At 43.7% G+C, this 16921-nt stretch carries 15 protein-coding genes; 5 read left to right on the plus strand and 10 right to left on the minus strand.

Going from position 1 to position 16921, the window contains the following annotated elements; genetic code table 11:
- The first annotated feature begins 142 nt into the window (after positions 1-142).
- The 3 genes from fldA to QUB51_RS10865 all read left to right on the plus strand — a co-directional run bounded on the left by fldA (position 143) and on the right by QUB51_RS10865 (position 3709).
- The gene (gene fldA, locus QUB51_RS10855) at positions 143-655 is read left to right on the plus strand and encodes a flavodoxin FldA (RefSeq protein ID WP_333055432.1); all 513 of its coding nucleotides are present in this window, start codon (positions 143-145) and stop codon (positions 653-655) included.
- A 150-nt stretch (positions 656-805) separates the two neighbouring features.
- A complete protein-coding gene (locus tag QUB51_RS10860; RefSeq protein ID WP_333261278.1) occupies positions 806-1543 on the plus strand; it encodes an alpha/beta hydrolase in 738 nt (245 codons plus the stop codon).
- A 192-nt stretch (positions 1544-1735) separates the two neighbouring features.
- Positions 1736-3709 (plus strand): ATP-binding protein, encoded by a 1974-nt coding sequence (locus QUB51_RS10865; RefSeq protein WP_333261281.1) that lies wholly within the window; start codon positions 1736-1738, stop codon positions 3707-3709.
- A gap of 191 nt (positions 3710-3900) precedes the next feature.
- Here QUB51_RS10865 and QUB51_RS10870 read toward each other — a convergent pair whose 3' ends face one another.
- The 4 genes from QUB51_RS10870 to QUB51_RS10885 form a co-directional block, all read right to left on the minus strand.
- Entirely contained in the window at positions 3901-4167 is a 267-nt protein-coding gene (locus QUB51_RS10870) for a FeoC-like transcriptional regulator (protein ID WP_333055429.1), read from the minus strand.
- 65 nt (positions 4168-4232) lie between these two features.
- A complete protein-coding gene (feoB, locus tag QUB51_RS10875) occupies positions 4233-6572 on the minus strand; it encodes a Fe(2+) transporter permease subunit FeoB (protein ID WP_333209031.1) in 2340 nt (779 codons plus the stop codon).
- The gene (locus QUB51_RS10880; protein WP_333209033.1) at positions 6572-6814 is read right to left on the minus strand and encodes a FeoA family protein; all 243 of its coding nucleotides are present in this window, start codon (positions 6812-6814) and stop codon (positions 6572-6574) included. Before QUB51_RS10880 ends, feoB begins: the two co-directional genes overlap by 1 nt.
- A gap of 151 nt (positions 6815-6965) precedes the next feature.
- Complete coding sequence (locus QUB51_RS10885; protein WP_333055426.1) at positions 6966-7343, minus strand: FeoA family protein; 378 nt, start codon at positions 7341-7343, stop codon at positions 6966-6968.
- A 490-nt stretch (positions 7344-7833) separates the two neighbouring features.
- Here QUB51_RS10885 and QUB51_RS10890 point away from each other — a divergent pair, with 490 nt between their 5' ends.
- Entirely contained in the window at positions 7834-8742 is a 909-nt protein-coding gene (locus tag QUB51_RS10890; protein WP_333055425.1) for an alpha/beta hydrolase, read from the plus strand.
- 81 nt (positions 8743-8823) lie between these two features.
- Here the strand turns inward: QUB51_RS10890 and QUB51_RS10895 are convergent, their stop codons facing one another.
- The 4 genes from QUB51_RS10895 to QUB51_RS10910 all read right to left on the minus strand — a co-directional run bounded on the left by QUB51_RS10895 (position 8824) and on the right by QUB51_RS10910 (position 13816).
- Positions 8824-9267, minus strand: a complete 444-nt coding sequence (locus QUB51_RS10895) for a DUF4079 domain-containing protein (RefSeq protein WP_333055424.1) — start codon at positions 9265-9267, stop codon at positions 8824-8826.
- A gap of 201 nt (positions 9268-9468) precedes the next feature.
- On the minus strand, positions 9469-10263 hold the full coding sequence (locus QUB51_RS10900; RefSeq protein WP_333055423.1) for a WecB/TagA/CpsF family glycosyltransferase: 795 nt from the start codon (positions 10261-10263) through the stop codon (positions 9469-9471).
- A 441-nt stretch (positions 10264-10704) separates the two neighbouring features.
- Positions 10705-12075, minus strand: coding sequence for an O-antigen ligase domain-containing protein (locus tag QUB51_RS10905; RefSeq protein ID WP_333055422.1), 1371 nt, complete (start codon positions 12073-12075; stop codon positions 10705-10707).
- A gap of 589 nt (positions 12076-12664) precedes the next feature.
- Complete coding sequence (locus tag QUB51_RS10910) at positions 12665-13816, minus strand: glycosyltransferase family 4 protein (RefSeq protein WP_333055421.1); 1152 nt, start codon at positions 13814-13816, stop codon at positions 12665-12667.
- Between the two features lie 1365 nt (positions 13817-15181).
- On the opposite strand from QUB51_RS10910, the gene QUB51_RS10915 reads away from it, so the two are divergent.
- A complete protein-coding gene (locus QUB51_RS10915) occupies positions 15182-15394 on the plus strand; it encodes an ATP-binding protein (RefSeq protein ID WP_333209093.1) in 213 nt (70 codons plus the stop codon).
- A gap of 28 nt (positions 15395-15422) precedes the next feature.
- On the opposite strand, the gene QUB51_RS10920 is transcribed toward QUB51_RS10915, so the two are convergent.
- Positions 15423-16112 (minus strand): CPBP family intramembrane glutamic endopeptidase, encoded by a 690-nt coding sequence (locus QUB51_RS10920; protein WP_333055420.1) that lies wholly within the window; start codon positions 16110-16112, stop codon positions 15423-15425.
- A 263-nt stretch (positions 16113-16375) separates the two neighbouring features.
- Entirely contained in the window at positions 16376-16921 is a 546-nt protein-coding gene (locus QUB51_RS10925) for a hypothetical protein (protein WP_333055419.1), read from the minus strand.

Genomic DNA, 16921 nt, shown 5'->3' on the forward strand with positions numbered 1-16921 from the left:
CTTGCTGTCTTGACTCCCTGATTTCTCAGGTTTGCCACAATCGCGTCTACTGTTTTTGCATGAATTGCAGGCAGGAAATGCCAAATCCTGACTCAAAAAAAAGAAATCTCAAACCCTGTCAACTTCTACCTTCGGAGTAACAATGTCGAAATCAATTGGTCTTTTCTACGGAACTACAACTGGCAAAACTGAGTCTGTGGCTGAAATGATTCGGGATGAATTTGGTGGCGATATCGTGACTTTGCACGAGATAGGCAGCATTGAAAATGATGATTTTGCTGAATACGAATGTCTGATTATCGCTTGTCCGACTTGGAATATCGGCGAACTGCAAAGCGACTGGGAAGGCTTTTTCCCAGAACTTGATGATATTGATTTTAGCGGCAAAAAGGTGGCTTATTTGGGAACTGGCGACCAAGAGGGCTACCCGGATAATTTTATGGATGCAATGGGGGTTTTGGCTGAGAAAATCACGGAACAGGGCGGCGAAACTGTTGGTTATTGGCCGGTAGACGGCTATGATTTTAATGAATCTAAAGCGGTAGTTAATGGCAAATTTTTTGGTCTTGCGATCGATGAAGACAACCAATCCGATCTGACGGAAGCACGGGTAAAATCTTGGGTATCTCAACTCAAGACAGAATTTGGGATCTAGGATTAATGGTGGGCAGGTTTTGCAATTACTCGTTACCAGGATCTGCCTCCAATTTTACTCCGCGATGCAAAGCCTTTGGACATCGGTTCCCAAGAAGAGTCTGGGAACCAGTTAAAATTATTAATAGCTCCCTTTTCTAACTTAAAAGTGATGAGATATACTTCAGATGATGTGCTATGGCTAAGTGCCAGTCCGAGTTTGCAATTATTCGATATTTCTCTCATTAACTACTTAAATCATTCAGTACCAATACAAATATGGGAATACGAACAAACGGAAGATGAAGCTTGCTCTTTAGATGTCGCCGTTGATCTACTACATCACTATTTGAAAGCGCGGAATAGCCCAATTCATCTAATCGGTCACAGTACCAGCGGACTAATTGGTTTAATGTATGCCCGCCGCTATCCTCACAAAGTCAGCTCTTTGGGACTTTTAGCTGTCGGCTTGCCATCTGCTATTAATTGGCAAGCTCATTACTATACACATCTTTCAGCTTTTTCCTGGAGCCGCAAACAAATTTTAACTCAAATGGTTGGCGATATGTTGGGAGAACAAAATCAGTATATTAATCAAAAATTTGTATCATATTTTGAAGAAGATTTAGCACTTTCGCCTTCGCCTCACTCGTTATTTAGTACGACTAATTTATCCGATGGGGGTGTAGAAGTACCTTTGTTGTTATGCAGTAGCAAGACGGACTTTGTAGTATCTCCTATTGTCATGCGCCCCTGGCTTAAGTTTCTGAAAAAGGGCGATCGACTTTGGGAATGTAAAGAGGGTAGGCATTTTTTTCATCACTTCTATCCAGAACAAGTTGGGGAAGAAATACTAAACTTTTGGCTGTCTCTACACAGCCGCCAACCGATTTTAGATTTGAGGTTCTAGATTCGCGCCACTATTGAGATAAATAACTAACAAGTTTTGGGGTGCTAAAAGCAGTCTCCTCGCCAGCCTGCCAAAATTTACTACAGATTCAACTCTTTATATATCAAGACTTTGCAGCAGTAGCAGCTCCCCGTAATGAAAATTTACGGTTAATGTATTATGATATATTAATGAGTCTTATTCTTAATAATTATGAAAAATATAAGGAGTGCGATCGAGGGCGACAACAGCTCAATCAAGATCCCGCCGTACTTTCGAGTACCGCTGAGCCTCAAAATTATCGTGCCGTTTCTAAGTGTATCCGTCACTCTATTGTTATTAGTCATACACACAGTTAAAATCGGATTTGCCAACACTCTCGAAAAAGGAGTGCGCGATCAAGTTGAAAACCAAGCATTTTTAGCCGTGCGAGACTTCAAAAGTCGATCGACTCAATTGATAATGCAAGCCAAACTGCTATCAGAAGAAGCCGAACTTATTCGCGCTATAGAAAAGAAAAACACAGACATCTTGCGTCAAGATATATTATCTCTAAAAACCACATTTAAACTAGATTTAGTCAAAGTAGTAGATGGGCGGGGCGAAATGGTAGCAGAGTTGCGAGAAGATTCGCTCATACATAAGAAGTTAATCAATAGCGCAGCGATAAATTCAGCACTTAAAGGCTTAGAAAAGTCAAATATTGTCAGCATTGATGGCAAACCGCAAGCATTGCTAGTAGGATTTGCACCGATTAGAAGCAAGAATAGGATAGTTGGTGCTGTAGTCGTCGGTGACTTAGTGACAGACGAAAAATTGGATAGAATCAACATTGATACTAAGAGTAAAAACTACTTCGCAATCTTTAAATCAGGAGAATTAATTGCTACTAATTTTCCCCAAATTCGCTCTAAATCTTGGAAAAAACCTACACCACAGACATCGACTACTAAAATAGATATTGAGCGCCTGTCTTACATAATGAAAACGGTAGAAATCTCCGAAATAGGCGATAGCATAGCTCTAGGTGTGTTTAGCCCAATGGCGACAGTGCAGCAAACGCAATTAACTTTATCTCAACGGCTAGATAGTTTCTTTTGGGCAGGGGTAATTCTAGCCACGATTGTTGGTGCTGTAGTTAGCCGAATCATCGGAAAACCAATTCTAGATTTAACTCAAAATGTGAATTGGATGGCAAGCAATGAATACTTTTCTGGTAGAGTACCCATTCCTTCCTCTGATGAGGTAGGTCAACTTGCGGAAGCTTTCAACTGTATGATAGAACAAGTAGAAAATCGCGATCGTACACTAAACCTACAATTGCACCAACTGCAACAAACGCTTCACGATTTAAAAAATGCCCAATCTCAACTAATTCAAGCCGAAAAAATGTCCAGTTTGGGGTTGATGATGGCTGGTATTGCTCACGAAATTAACAACCCAGTTAACTTTATTTATGGCAACCTCTCTCACGCTAACCAATATACTCAAGATTTGCTCAGGCTTGTAGGACTTTACCAGCAGGAATTTCCGAATGCAAGCGCGCCGATTCAAGACTGCATCGAGGAAATTGAACTCGACTTTTTATCAGAAGATTTGTCGAAGTTACTATCTTCGATGAAAATGGGTACTGAGCGAATTCAGCAAATTGTTTTGTCCCTGCGAAACTTCTCTAGGTTAGATGAAGCTGAAATGAAACCAGTCGATATCCATGAAGGAATTGACAGCACTCTATTAATTTTAAATAGCAAAATCAAAACAGCGATTAAAGTAATTAAAAATTATGGGAAATTGCCCTTGGTAGAGTGCTATCCGTCGCAGTTAAACCAGGTATTCATGAATATCATAGCCAATGCTGCTGATGCACTGTTGAGCAATCCAAATCTGCGAAGCAATGAAATTGAAATCCTCACAGAAATAGCAGGAGTAAATCAAGTGGTGGTGAAGATTAGAGATAACGGTAATGGGATTGACCCGGATGCAATTAATAAGCTATTTGACCCATTTTTTACCACTAAACCTGTGGGTAAAGGAACTGGTTTAGGGCTGTCAATTTCCTACCAGATAATCGAGAAGCATCAAGGGAAAATAGAAGTGAATTCGGAAATAGGGCAGGGAGCAGAGTTTGTGATTTATTTGCCGATTAAAGCCCGCACCAAAGAAGCCGCTTGTTTGTGCCAGAGTTAAGACAGTTGCTTGAATTGAATATCAGTTAGCTATTTGATTAGAGGAGACGGCATTGCCGTATCCCTACCGCAAAATAATCATGAACTCGCGAGGAGGATACGGCACTGCTGTTTCCCTACCCCGATTAATTGTAGGGAAACGGCAGTGCCATTTCCTGATTTCTGAAGTCCTTACTACAAACTTAATATCACTTAATGGCAAGTTGCAGAAACTGGCTCTTTTTCTGACACCGACTCGCCAGGATTTACCCATACATAAATCTCCGTTGCATCGTCGGCGCAACTGCCACACCCGCCGCACTTTTTGGCTTCTGCCATTTTGCTAATTCTGCCTTTACGAATTAGGCGGTTTAACATTCCGCGCAAAGCATCGCCATCCATGCGAAAGTGGATTTTTAGATCCGCGATAGAGGCTCTTTTGTTGTCAGCAATAAATTTTTGGATTTCGCTTAAAATCATGGCTTTTCTCCTTTGTTTGATTCTTAAACGTAGTTAACAGTTAACAGTTAACAGTCAACAGTCAACTAACTACTGATTGCTGCGCGTCGCTTGGGGCGTATTGCACCGATCATTTTTAATCCCGCAAGTGTCAGCGCCATAGCTATTACCAGTCTCACTACCCAAATAACAGAAGATTCTGGATGCTCTGCATATGTCGCGACTTGATAATATAGGACTGCAATCCAGTAACCTAAACCAGTAGTCCATAAGCCTGCGAATACAGTCCATCCCAAGTTAGTTTCGCGGTAAAGCGCAGCCGTTGCGGAGACGCAGGGAAAGTACAGCAATACAAAAAGCAAATAAGCAAAAGCTGCTTGATTGGAACCGAACCGCTGGGACATTTGTCCGTAGGTGCTACCAGAGATACCTTGGTCTTCTTCCGCTTGTTTTTGGTCGGTAATATTAGTAGAATTTAAGCCGAGGGGATCGAAAAGTTGACCGGGAAGTTTTGTAAGATTCTCTGGTATGCTAAAAAATGCTTGGCCGATATTTCCCCAGAAACTAAATTCTTCTTCTTTCTCCGGTTCTCCACTTGCTGCTTTTTGTTCGTCTGCTAGTTGGGTGTACAAGGAATCTAAGGTTCCAACCATTACTTCTTTGGCAAATATTCCTGTTAGCAAACCGACGGTGGCGGGCCAGTTTTCTTGGGTGATTCCCATTGGTGTAAATACAGGTGTTGCCGCGTGGCCGACTGCACTAAGAATTGAGTCTTTGCTGTTGTCTTTGCCGAAGGAACCGTCGGTGCCCACTGAGCTCATGAATCCTAGTATAACCACCATGATCACGATCGCAATTCCGGCCTTTGTGATAAAAGCTTTCAGTCTGTCCCAAGTACGCAGTAACACTCCTTTGAGCTTGGGAATGTGGTAGGGCGGCAATTCCATAACAAAAGGCGCGGCTTCTCCTTGGAGGATGGTATTCTTGAGGATTAGTCCGGTGAGAACAGCGGCTAGAATTCCGATTAGGTAAAGTCCTAATACCATGTTTTGACCGCCGACTTGGAAGAATGCGCCGCAAAATAGGGCGTAAACTGCTAATCTGGCACTACAAGACATGAATGGATTCATCATAATCGTCATTGTACGATCGCGCTTATTTTCCAATGTCCGCGTCGCCATAATTCCGGGGATATTGCAGCCGAAACCGACTATCATCGGCACAAAGGATTTACCGGGAAGTCCGACAAATCGCATCAATCTGTCCATCACGAAGGCAGCCCGCGCCATGTAGCCGGAGTCTTCTAAAACAGACAAACACAAGAACATCATCCCAATTTGGGGGATAAATGTAGATGTGGTTTGAATGCCACCACCAGCACCTTTTGCGAGAAGTCCAATCAACCATCCTGGTGCGCTGATACTTTCTAAAAGTTTAGCGAAACCATCTACAAAAATTGTCCCCAAGGCGATGTCAAAAAAGTCGATAAACACTGCACCAACGTTAATCGAAATGGTGAACATTAGGTACATTACCGCTAAGAATACGGGAATGCCTAAGAAACGGTTGAGAACAATTTGGTCAATTTTGTCAGAAACGTTGGTTTTGACTTCTCTAGAACATTCGGTGACGCCTTGGGTTAGGTTGCGGATGAAGGTGTAACGGCTGTCGGCGATGATAATATCGAGGTCGTCATCGAGGGTTTCATGGACTCGGCGGCGGTGCGGAACGACGATTTTTTCGAGTTCTGTACAGGCGAGTTCCGGGGCGACTTCATCCTGATATTCTAACAGCTTCAGGGCTGTCCAGCGGGCATCTACGGTGCGATTTGGGCTGTGTTTTTCGATGTGCGGGATGAGTTGGACGATCGCATCTTCGATCGTAGCCGGATAAGCGACATAGGCAGATGGTACGATCGGCTGAGACAGCGCCCGATTAATCGCATCACGCAACAGAGGCACTCCGTCATTCGAGGAAGCACTCATCGGCACTACCGTACAGCCGAGGCGTTCTGCAAGTTTATTGACCTTGATTTTGAAATCCCGTTCTTTGGCAACATCCATCATATTCAGCGCCAAAATTGTCGGTACGCGCATCTCCAAAATTTGGGTAGTGAGATACAAATTGCGCTCTAAATTAGAAGCATCAACAATATTAATAATTAAGTCAGATTCCCCAGATAGCAAATAATCTCGCGCTACCAATTCATCGAGTCCAGTATCTCCATCTTCCGCATCAAGAGAATAAACTCCCGGTAAGTCAACAATCGTAATTGCTAAACCATCGTGAGTGTATTTTCCCTCTTTGCGTTCGACAGTTACTCCCGGCCAATTACCTACTCGCTGCTTGGCACCAGTCAGGGCATTAAATAAGGTAGTTTTGCCACAGTTAGGATTGCCTACCAATCCAATAATTTGCTTAGCCATTATTTAACCTCTTCTACAAATAGAGTTTTAGCTTCATCTTTGCGTAAACTGAGTTTGAAACCCCGCACGAGGATTTCGATGGGATCTCCCAAAGGTGCGTAGCGGGTGATAGTAAATTCAGTTCCCGGTGTCAGCCCCATTGCCAACAATTTGCCCTTATAGGCGCGGGCTGTTTTCTCATAGCCAATGACGCGGCAGATTGCGCCGACAGCTAAATCCCCTAGTTGTTTTTTCTCGTTCATCTGTTGTTTGAATGCAGTCTAAATTGGTAAAAATTCAATGAAATTTCAGAATCTGCGAAAATCTCTCTCTTCTGGAGACTCTGCGCCCTCTGCGGTTAATAAAAAAAATCTTTTTCACCAATAAAATAGGATTGCTGTAGATGCAATTTTTCTATGGCAATTTTGAATTCCTACACATAATTTTCTGTGCCATCCCTGCCCCCAAACCGATGCGGTTGTCCCCAATTGCCACGATGACGGAACCGCCAGATGTGCTGACGATTTGAACTTCTATAGTGGGGACTAATCCCATACCAATCAGACGGCGTACCGTGCCTTCTGAACCTTTGAGTTTGACAATCTGCAGTGTCTCGCCGATGCTTGCCATTGCTAGGGGAAATGATTTACCTTCACCCAAAGCAGGCTGAGTTTCTGTGCTGCTGTCTTCGCTTTGAGAGACTTCTGGTGTCTCGCCGTAAAAGGTGAAACCCCCGAAAGACTTGGGGTTTAACTCTTGATTCTGTTGGCTGTATGCTTGGTTTTGTTTCATGGGTCTTCTCACAGTCGATCGGTTTTAGCAGCAAGTTTTTTGGCGTTACTCCCAGGAAACAATTGAGATATATTCTCAATAAACTTTACACCGCAGTCCACGCATCGCCAAACTTCGGTTGTCAGGCTACTTGTTTTCTGGGAAGATTTCGGATACAGTTGTTCCCCGCGATCGGAAATTTGATGCTTTTTTTGCGATCTAGAGTTGAAATCTCTCTTAGGTTAGATGCCAATTTGCGGTTAAATTGCGCGATGGTCAAACTTACTGCTCTTAAGCATCTTATCTGAAAAATTGTTTATTAGCAACAATTCTCAAATATATTAACCAGAAACAGAATCAGCCATTGGTGGGACGCCGCGATACTAAATATCGATCGAATTTTAATGACTCGCCCCAACTCCTAAAATAGCGATCGAGCAAGCATATATACTTAAATGTTAGGGCGGACAGAGTGGCATCGCCCCTACCGATTCACAATTTATCAAGAATTATGCCAGCAAGTTTTCTGCCAAAGTCGATCGCACAACTCACAGAATCTACCTCAATTGCCTTAGCCCAAAGCATTCAACGGGAGGCAATTACAACTCCCCTATCTTCTGAACCAATTGCCACAACCTACGTGCGCCAAGGCAGCGGCAACACACCGATTTTGCTACTTCACGGCTTCGACAGTTCCTTGTTTGAATTCCGCCGCCTGTTGCCGCTGCTGGCTGCCGAAAATGAAACTTGGGCGGTTGATTTGTTGGGTTTTGGCTTTACAGAAAGAGCAGCAGGTTTGGCATTCAGCGCGAGGGCAATTGAAAGTCACCTTTACTATTTTTGGAAAACGCTAATTTCGCAGCCTGTAATCTTAGTCGGTGCTTCAATGGGAGGTGCAGCAGCAATTGATTTTACTCTCAATTATCCCGAAGCTGTAAAACAATTAGTGTTAATAGATAGCGCAGGTTTTGCCATCAGTTCTAATAAGGGGAAGTTTTTAATTCCTCCTTTAGGATATCTGGCAACTTCATTTTTACGCAATCCCAAAATTCGCCAGCGAATTAGCGTCAATGCTTATTTCGATAAAAATTTGGCTTCTGTTGACGCTCAAACTTGTGCTGCTTTGCACTTGGAAATGCCCAACTGGAATCAAGCTTTAATTGCGTTTACCAAAAGCGGCGGTTACGGTGGTTTTGGGGAAAAATTATCGCAAATTCAGCAGCAGACGCTGATTTTGTGGGGAAAACAAGACCGGATTTTGGGGACGGCGGATGCGGAAAAGTTTGCAAGGGCGATCGCAAATTCTCAACTAATTTGGATACCCGACTGTGGGCACGTTCCCCACTTAGAAAAGCCACAGATTACCGCGCAGCATATTTTAGAATTCATCACCAAAAGCGGACTCACGCAAAAAAATTAAACCTAGGGTGCGCTGCGGCGCACCTTACATATATGGTTTCCCTGGAAAATTTGGTATAGTTTGAGGTCAAATAGACAGGTTTCAAACTTTCGGCAAATACTTTTGTACGATCGTCCATCCTGTGAGCAACACAGTCACAAATCCCCCAAACAAGGCCAAATTAGTGCCGATGTGGAGGGGACGTGCCCAAGGATGTTTAGGGCCAATTTGCAGCCCGCTTCCAACAGAAACCAACACCAAAGCCACAACAGCTAACCCCGCCGGTAAATGAGCCGAGTGACCCAAATTGCCGTAGTATCCTAGGGTGCCGACTACACCAATTCCCAGCAGTAAAATTACCAAAGTCGCCATCCCCGCACCAGTGGCTAAATGAAAGGGACGCAGCCATTTTGGGCGCGGTTTTTTGGTACTCCTAGCGGCAAACATCCACGTTCCAGTAACGGCCAGCAACAGGTAAGCCAACAGGGAAACACCCATTGACCAAGCCGCTATTTTCCACAACCACAAGAAAGAAGGCAGATTCATCGGTTGCATCCCTAATTAGGATTTTCCACAAAAGGTTTCTTTCCGATTTTACCTGGACTTGAAAGCAAAAATGAATTATTTTGAGATCGAGTGCGATGTGCGATCGGACTATCCACAGATTGCATCAGTCTTACCTTGAAGTCAAACCCACTTTCTCCGATACTCAGCTTAATTTACGCTCGATATTGGTGGAGCACCTTTTTAGGAGCCACCTTTCCATTCTAGCTGGCTGGTTTTGCTCTCCATGAAAGGCATTTTATAAAACCCTAATTTTTGTTCTAAGATTAACCGGAAAAAAGGCAGACCTTCAATCAAATATCTTTTCCACAACCTTCTCGGTTCACTTAACAGTCTGTACGCCCATTCTATGCCGACTTCGCTCATCCATTTTGGAGCTCTGGCTTTGCAACCAGCTTCAAAATCAATGGTTGCACCTACGGCTAAGAAAATTTTGACGTGTGTTAATTTGCTCCTGTATTTAACCAGCCACTTCTCTTGCTTTGGCGCTCCCACTCCGATAGCCAGAACTGTCGCTCCTGATTTATTGATCGCATCAATTATTGTTTCACATTCTTCCTCATTTTTTTCAAATCCAAAAGAAGGAGAAAGTGCTTCAACCACTATTTGTCTACCAATTTTTTGGTTAATTTTTTCCTGGGCTTTCCTAGCAATACCTTCAGCCGCTCCTAGCAAAAATATTTTAATCTTCTCGTTATCTTTGTGATACATATAAAATGCCGGAAACAAATCCGAACCAGAAATCTTTTCTTTGAGAGGAGTACCCAAAAACTTGGAGGCATACATCAATATTTGACTGTCGCAGACTCTGTAAGTAGATGTATTGTAAGCTTCATAGAAGTCGCGGTCATACTGCAACTTAATCAAGTGGTCTACATTTGGTGTAAATACGACACCACCTTCGCCGTCGAGTTTTTCAAACAACTCTGTGATTGACAAGTTATCTATCGAGACATTCAATAAATTAACTGTTTTCATTTATTATGCCCTTCCCGGTTTATATTAAACTACAACTCAAACTATTATAGCCCACAATACAGTTGCGTGTTGTAACTAGGCGCTTCAGTGAACATAGTTTTCTCAGTATATCCTCCTATGCCCTACCTGTCTAGTCAGGATTTTTAAAGATTATGTAAAGAATCAGCTCGTTTTAGAAAAAGTGTATAAAGCCAATTTTTAAGTTTATAAGTCGCAAGACAGTTTCAAGTAAAAAGCCATCCAGTGCTAATACTTGTTGAAGCATTGCAAATGAATGTAAAAAAAAGAGTTTATGAGATTAAGAGTTTAACCTAGTGACAAATATCTGGCAACTTCCGAACGGGATTTCATCCAAAAGTGGTAGATTTTTGAGTTTTTGGTCTCTAGGGAAGGCAATATAGTCTCCAGCTTGAAGTGAAGTGGCGATCGTATTCCTGAAAATCATCCTGATTTTTGGTGAACCAGCGAATGTCTTCTTGGTGGCGAACTGGTTTTCTTGGCCTTAAGACTTTCTGGAGCTTTTAAGACGAGACCCGATATTCCTCCAGCAATCAGCGCAAAAATCGGGTTAGTCATAGCATTCAAAACACAGTCAAACACGTACATAGTTAAGGCTACTCCCAGGACGGCAGCGGGCGCTACTTTGGGATTTGACCAGGTTCTGGCGGGATACTTGAACAGGGTAAAGACGATAACAGGAAGTAACAAAGAAGAAAATAAACTAGCTAAACCGACTGCACCGTTGACGCCAAATGCAATAATCCATAAGCTGTCGGTGACCGAGATATCTTTACCCGACTCGTCGTAAACGCGGTTTCCGCCGGAATCTCCCCAGCCAAAAAGAAATCTTTGCCGCGCTTTTTCCCCCAAAATCTCTTCCATGTCAAATCTAAACTTCAGAGAGGCGGAGCGTTCTTCGCCAAATATTGGAGTGATGAAGTCCATCACGTCTTTGCTCGAAAATTGACCCGATGCAGCGACGTACAGATAAAACACTATATATCCAATTATGAATAGCAGGGGCAAAGGGGTGCGAAACCACTTGGCAGAGAATAATACGAGTAACCCCATTGCAAATAAACTGTAGGCGCCAGTAGAACGGCATAGGAAAAAAGCGATAGTTAATATAATTGCTAAAGTCTTGATGTTACGACCCTGAAACTTTTTGAGCGTCCCAGTTTGCCAAAGCCAAAGTGCGATTAAGGCGGCTGTCATCATCCATAGACCCACCATCAAACCGTGCTGCATAAATACTACCGGTCTCCACCCCCCCAGGCGCCTTGCTTGACCCCAGTCCTCAAAGGCATTGACGCCGTAAATCATTAGGTGCAGAATTGGGCCCCTAACCCCTTCAATTAAAGTAAAAGGAATGTAGGCCAACCCACCTGCAAAAATCCCGATCGCCAATTGTCGCAGCCCGTCTAAACTACCTAGATACAAGCGTCCTAAAAAATAAGGCAGACCCCAAGTAACGATTTGGTTGATAGTCGGAGAAATTGGACTGCCGCCATTACTAACTTGTGAAACAATTGGACACAAACAGTAAATTACCACTGGCACGTCCAGCCAACCGGGCTTAAAAGATGTGAGGCGCGCAGGATCGTAGATAAGAGTCCCCAACAAAACGCCGTAGCAAGCAGCCGAGATTTTGGTATAGGATGGCAATGAGGGGATGGGATAAGAAGCTTGCGGCAAAAACAGCCACCCTACCACAAAACTTATAATTACTGCACGCTGAGCCGGAAACCTCACAAACAGGTAACAAACGACTGGAATAAAGCCGAACAGAGCAAGTGGGATTAATGCAACCATAGGTATTTTTTGGCAGTAAAATTTTAGAAAGACAACTCAAATTGCCCGCTCAAAATTCTTGATTAAACGATCGCCCAACCCCAATCTTTTCAATCAACCTCAATTTTACGTGTTGTTGGTTAATTGTGCCTGACGTTCCAAAGCAGTGTACAGTGCCGCATCGAGGAGATTAGTTGCATCGTCCATAACAGCAAGTTCGCACTTACCAGCCTATTTTTGCCTTTTCTGCGGGGTGCGGATCTCTGCAGGAGGCGATCGTCACTTGATAGTCTAGCCGATCTTACTTTGTCGTCAGGGACAAGTCCCAATTACAAATGGGCAGATGTTTGATGACTAGACAAGTTTAGCCTGTAACGGAGCCAGCCTGAAAACCTCCGTCGCCCTCTGGTTCAGATTTTGGCTGAGCAATTTATAACCAGTATTCCCACGTCAGTGCGGTCAGAACTCGTGTCGAGACTGCTGCGTAGAAAACAGGACACGGGCGATTTTAGTTGTGGCAGAAGAAACCCACCAGAGGATATTGATTTTCTCCCCAGAATCCCGCACCTAAAACGCCCGTAGCGCCGAGTTTCAAATGGCGGCGCGGCACTTAGCATCGAACTGGAATTTTTTCCTTCGCAGAGTAGGGAGAAAAGGAATCTACGTTAACGTCGCGCTGTTTAGATTTGTCTACAGCAACTTTCAATGCCGCTTCAAAATGATCCGTGGCATCTTCCCAAGTATAGTTGTTCACCTTGGCATAGGCGGCTTCAGACATGGCTTGCCACTTGGAATTTGGCATCTGACAGATAGACTCTATGGCTTTTGCCATTTCTTCGGGATCTTCTGGTGTTACAAGTATGCCAGTACCGCCGCTCAAAATTTCAGGAGCAGCACCTGCTGGGGTACTGATGACGGGAGTGCGGCACGCCATCGCTTCGATAATTGGCAAGCCGAAGCCTTCTGAGCGGCTCGCCAGCAGCCAAGCATCGCATTTGCTGTAATAGTCTTTGATTTTGTCTTGGTCGGGTTGAATTACATACTCGGCATTGGCCGGTAGGGGCAATTCCGAGGATGGGGCCCCTGTACCGAAGGCAACCAGACGCAGGTTGGGGATCTTTTCTGCCGCTAGGGAAAAAGCTTTGAGGGCGATGTCGGTTCCTTTCCAGTAGATTGTAGAGTACATTAGGCCAACTGTAGGAACCGATTGTTTGTTGCGAGGACAGGCGTAAAATTGCTTGGTGTCCACGGTAGGAGGAGCTAAGGAAACTTCGCGATCGCCATATTTAGTCCGAGCTAGGTCAACTAACCACTCAGAGATCGTAATTTTGTGCATGGGCAGCATCCAGGTTGCTTCTACTCTTCCTTGAGGTAGATAGTCAAAAATTTCGTGGTGCTGGATAAAATAAGCTTTTGCTCCTTTGCTAGGAGAGAGTTTGGCTACCCACTCGGCGGTTTCCCACCAGGTGGCCACTACTACGTCAGCGTCAGGTACATCTTTGTCTTCTACGGGGCGGTAGCGATCGGTAATTTTGTGTTCTACACCTAAGTTATCGAAAAATGAGGGTTCATTTTCAGGTGGGGAAATCCAACCCCCTCCTCGCAGCAGCGACTTGACTTGCTGGCGCATACTCGGCTGGGGACTGGGTACAGAGATGACGAACACGGAGTGTCCTCGCTTTCTCAAAAGTTCTGCGAAAATAGATATTACTCGTATTCCACCAGTTAGAGACAGAGTAGGAAGAACAAAGGTGATTTTCATTTTTAAGTCCCGCTGAAGACTTTTACTCGCTTTCGGCGCTGCTAGCAGCGCTGATGTTAGAGCCCAAAAGGAAAGAGGGGCGGGTGAATATTAATTACCGCTTTCCTGGTGTTTACATAGAATCGAACCGATCGACTGTTCGCAACACCCCAATATCTATCTGCCACAACTTGAATGTCGTTGCATTGATCATAAGGATTGATGTTAGCCAGAAACAGTTCCCATCGGGATAATTTGCAGATCGGCGAAAGTTCAGCCCGAAGATAGATACCTCATCAAATAGAAGCTTGTTTCGCGACAAACACCAAGCTCTGTAACAGCCTCTGTTCAAGATAACATCATTTGAGCCAACAGATAGGAATGTACGGTAAACCGAATAGCAGCAAACTTTTCATGTGAGGGATAAAGGTAGCATCTGCAACAATCTTCAGTAGATTGACATCGCCTTTGGCAAAATTTTATACTGGATTCAAGAGGGGACTTCTTACCTTGAGAATGTTGATCGATCCATGAAAATAACAGATATAAATACCATCAGTGGCTGTAATTTTTTGGTAAATGTGCTGTAGGTATTGCTTGACACAATATCCTATTTGGTCAAGATTCAGAGATGGTGGTTTTCTCAGAAACCTGCAGGGGCGCGATCGCGCGAATCATCGTCGTGGAGCCGCGAATGAGGGGATAAAGCGGATTTTTAAAGCGATCCCCCTCGCCCTCAGTTTTCGTCTGTTCATAAAAAAACCTAGTTGATGCGTCCACTGTTTGAAAAAATAGGTTTCCCAATCGTGCTACAGAACATAGAGTTTCACCAATATAAATTTAATTAGCGGCATGAGTTTTAAATTTGTTAATAAAAGGCGATCGCCTGAAAAAGTTCCCACAAGAGACTGCCAGTGGGGGGCAGAGTATATGTAGCGTTCCTGCCCAATTCCAGTCTAAGTAATTACCGTAACAAAAATTCAGCAGCAAATTATCAAATGACCCTATCAAGATCCAAGGAATACTCAAGGTGGATTGGTCAATATCGTGCAAACTTTGACTCCTAAGTAGTAGCAGCAGCTTCGTGGAATGTATCAAACGATTTCGCCTACAAAAAATTTGATGTTATGAAATCATAATTTTTCCTAAGTTGGCAATTCCCGATGACAATCGGTGTGATCTTGGGGGCCGGGCCGCCGATGCTTGTAGCGATATGTTGGCCTGTTTTTATGCAGCTAAAATTATGCGATCGCCAGCAAAACCAAACCTAGAATTAAAAGCAGATGCCTGAACGGAAAGCATCTTCCGGTGGGAAGATATGAACTTCGATTATTGCACAGCATCAATCAATAGCCGAGTTCGGATATTCCGGCTGCTGAAGAATGGATTAGTTTCACAGTCAGCGATACTGGAATTGGAATCAAGCCAGAGCAAATTGAGAGAGTATTTCAAGCTTTTACGCAAGCGGACGATTATACTCCTCGCAGGTACGGCGGTACGGGTTTGGGACGGGCAATCGCCCAGAAATTCTGTGTGATGATGGGGGGAGATATTAGTCGGGAGAACGATTTGGGAAAAGGGTCAATGTTTACTGTATAATTGCCGACGATTGTAGCTGAAAAAGCAGCTAGTTAAAAAGGATTTGCCAACCAATAATTGCCAGGGCTAAATCTGCGATCGCGTGGCTGATATAACTCGACCAAAGCGAACGGTAAGTCAGATAAGAATGCGACCAAATTATCCCGGCGGTGAAGACAGCTAAGGAACCTAAGATCACAGCCTGCCAGTCGCTGTAAGCTGCGATTACAAAAATGTGGTGGAGGGTGAAAAATAGCGAACTCAGAAATATTGCTTTTGTACCCGGTATGAGAATCTGGCACTTGTTGCAGACAAACCACCGCCAAGTAAATTCTTCAATCAGCGAGTTAACTAGCACAAAATATGCTTCGACAATCAAGTAAATAGTAGGGCTGCTAATACCTAACTGGTACGATTTTTCTTTAGCAACTACAGGATCGATCCACTGCTGACCAAAAAGGCTATAGATACCCAGAATTACCGCAAACATGAATATTCCCCAAATAGATCCAGCCAGCAATTCTTGGGGCTTGGGCAGGGATAAACTGAGCTTTTTGCGATCGACAAAAACAGACCACGCGATCGGAAAAACCAGCAACCAAACTTGACAAAAGACTGAGAGTGTTTGTCCCCAGCTTCCAGGGGCAAGATACAAGGCTGCTATGATACCGATACTAGCGGCAGGGACAAGCAATGTTAAAGCCAATAGTGCTGTTTTGCGATCGCCCATGTCCAACATTTTGCACGATTCCTTAAAAAATTGGATTGAGATCGAATGAAAAAGCTTGGTGGAGGCGGACAGATTATACCACTTTCAAGAAACAATGCAACTGTAGGGCCGCGATCCAAACCCTTATGCAGTCAGTCATTCTCACGTTTTTAATCTAAAAGGTATGAGTTGTGTGCAGTTTATAAAATTTGCGTTTATTTCTTGAAACTAAAAATTGGTAAAATGGCGATCGCACGGACGATCCTACTAACCCGGCATTACTCTAAATCTACTCAGTTGTCTGCTTTCTGAAATCCGAGCGATCGTTCTATTTCAGGTTCAGCACCATTTTGCAGCCAATCAAGGGGTTTTTCTGCTATTTGGGCTGGGTTTACCCATATAATATCTTTTAGCGGATCAACATCTACTGCTACTTTAGCAAAACATTGTCTCACTTTGTTATCAAGTGAAATTACTGTGCGATCTGTAGCGATCGCAGCTTCCACCAAGCGCAAATCTTTAACCATTACTTCCCGCTCTTTATCGCTCTCGGCTATTGCTTCAACTTGACACCACAAATCATTATCTACCTCGATATCGAAGAAACATAATTTATTCTTGGCCACCATCTGGGACCGCCATTTACGAGCAAATTTTGATTGATGTTTGTTCCACTCATCTCTAATATCTGGAGTCATCACAATTCGGTGAGAAAGATCCAAGACAGCTTGGAGAAATTTCCGACAGTAAACCGATGTGGGATAGGTTGCATCTTCTCTACCAGTAGCACGCGCAACAGAAGCATCTATTACCAGGCGTTTAGAAACTTTATCTGCCAT

The organism is Microcoleus sp. AT8-A3 (assembly GCF_036705675.1).
In the GTDB taxonomy this organism is placed as follows: Bacteria; Cyanobacteriota; Cyanobacteriia; order Cyanobacteriales; family Microcoleaceae; genus Microcoleus.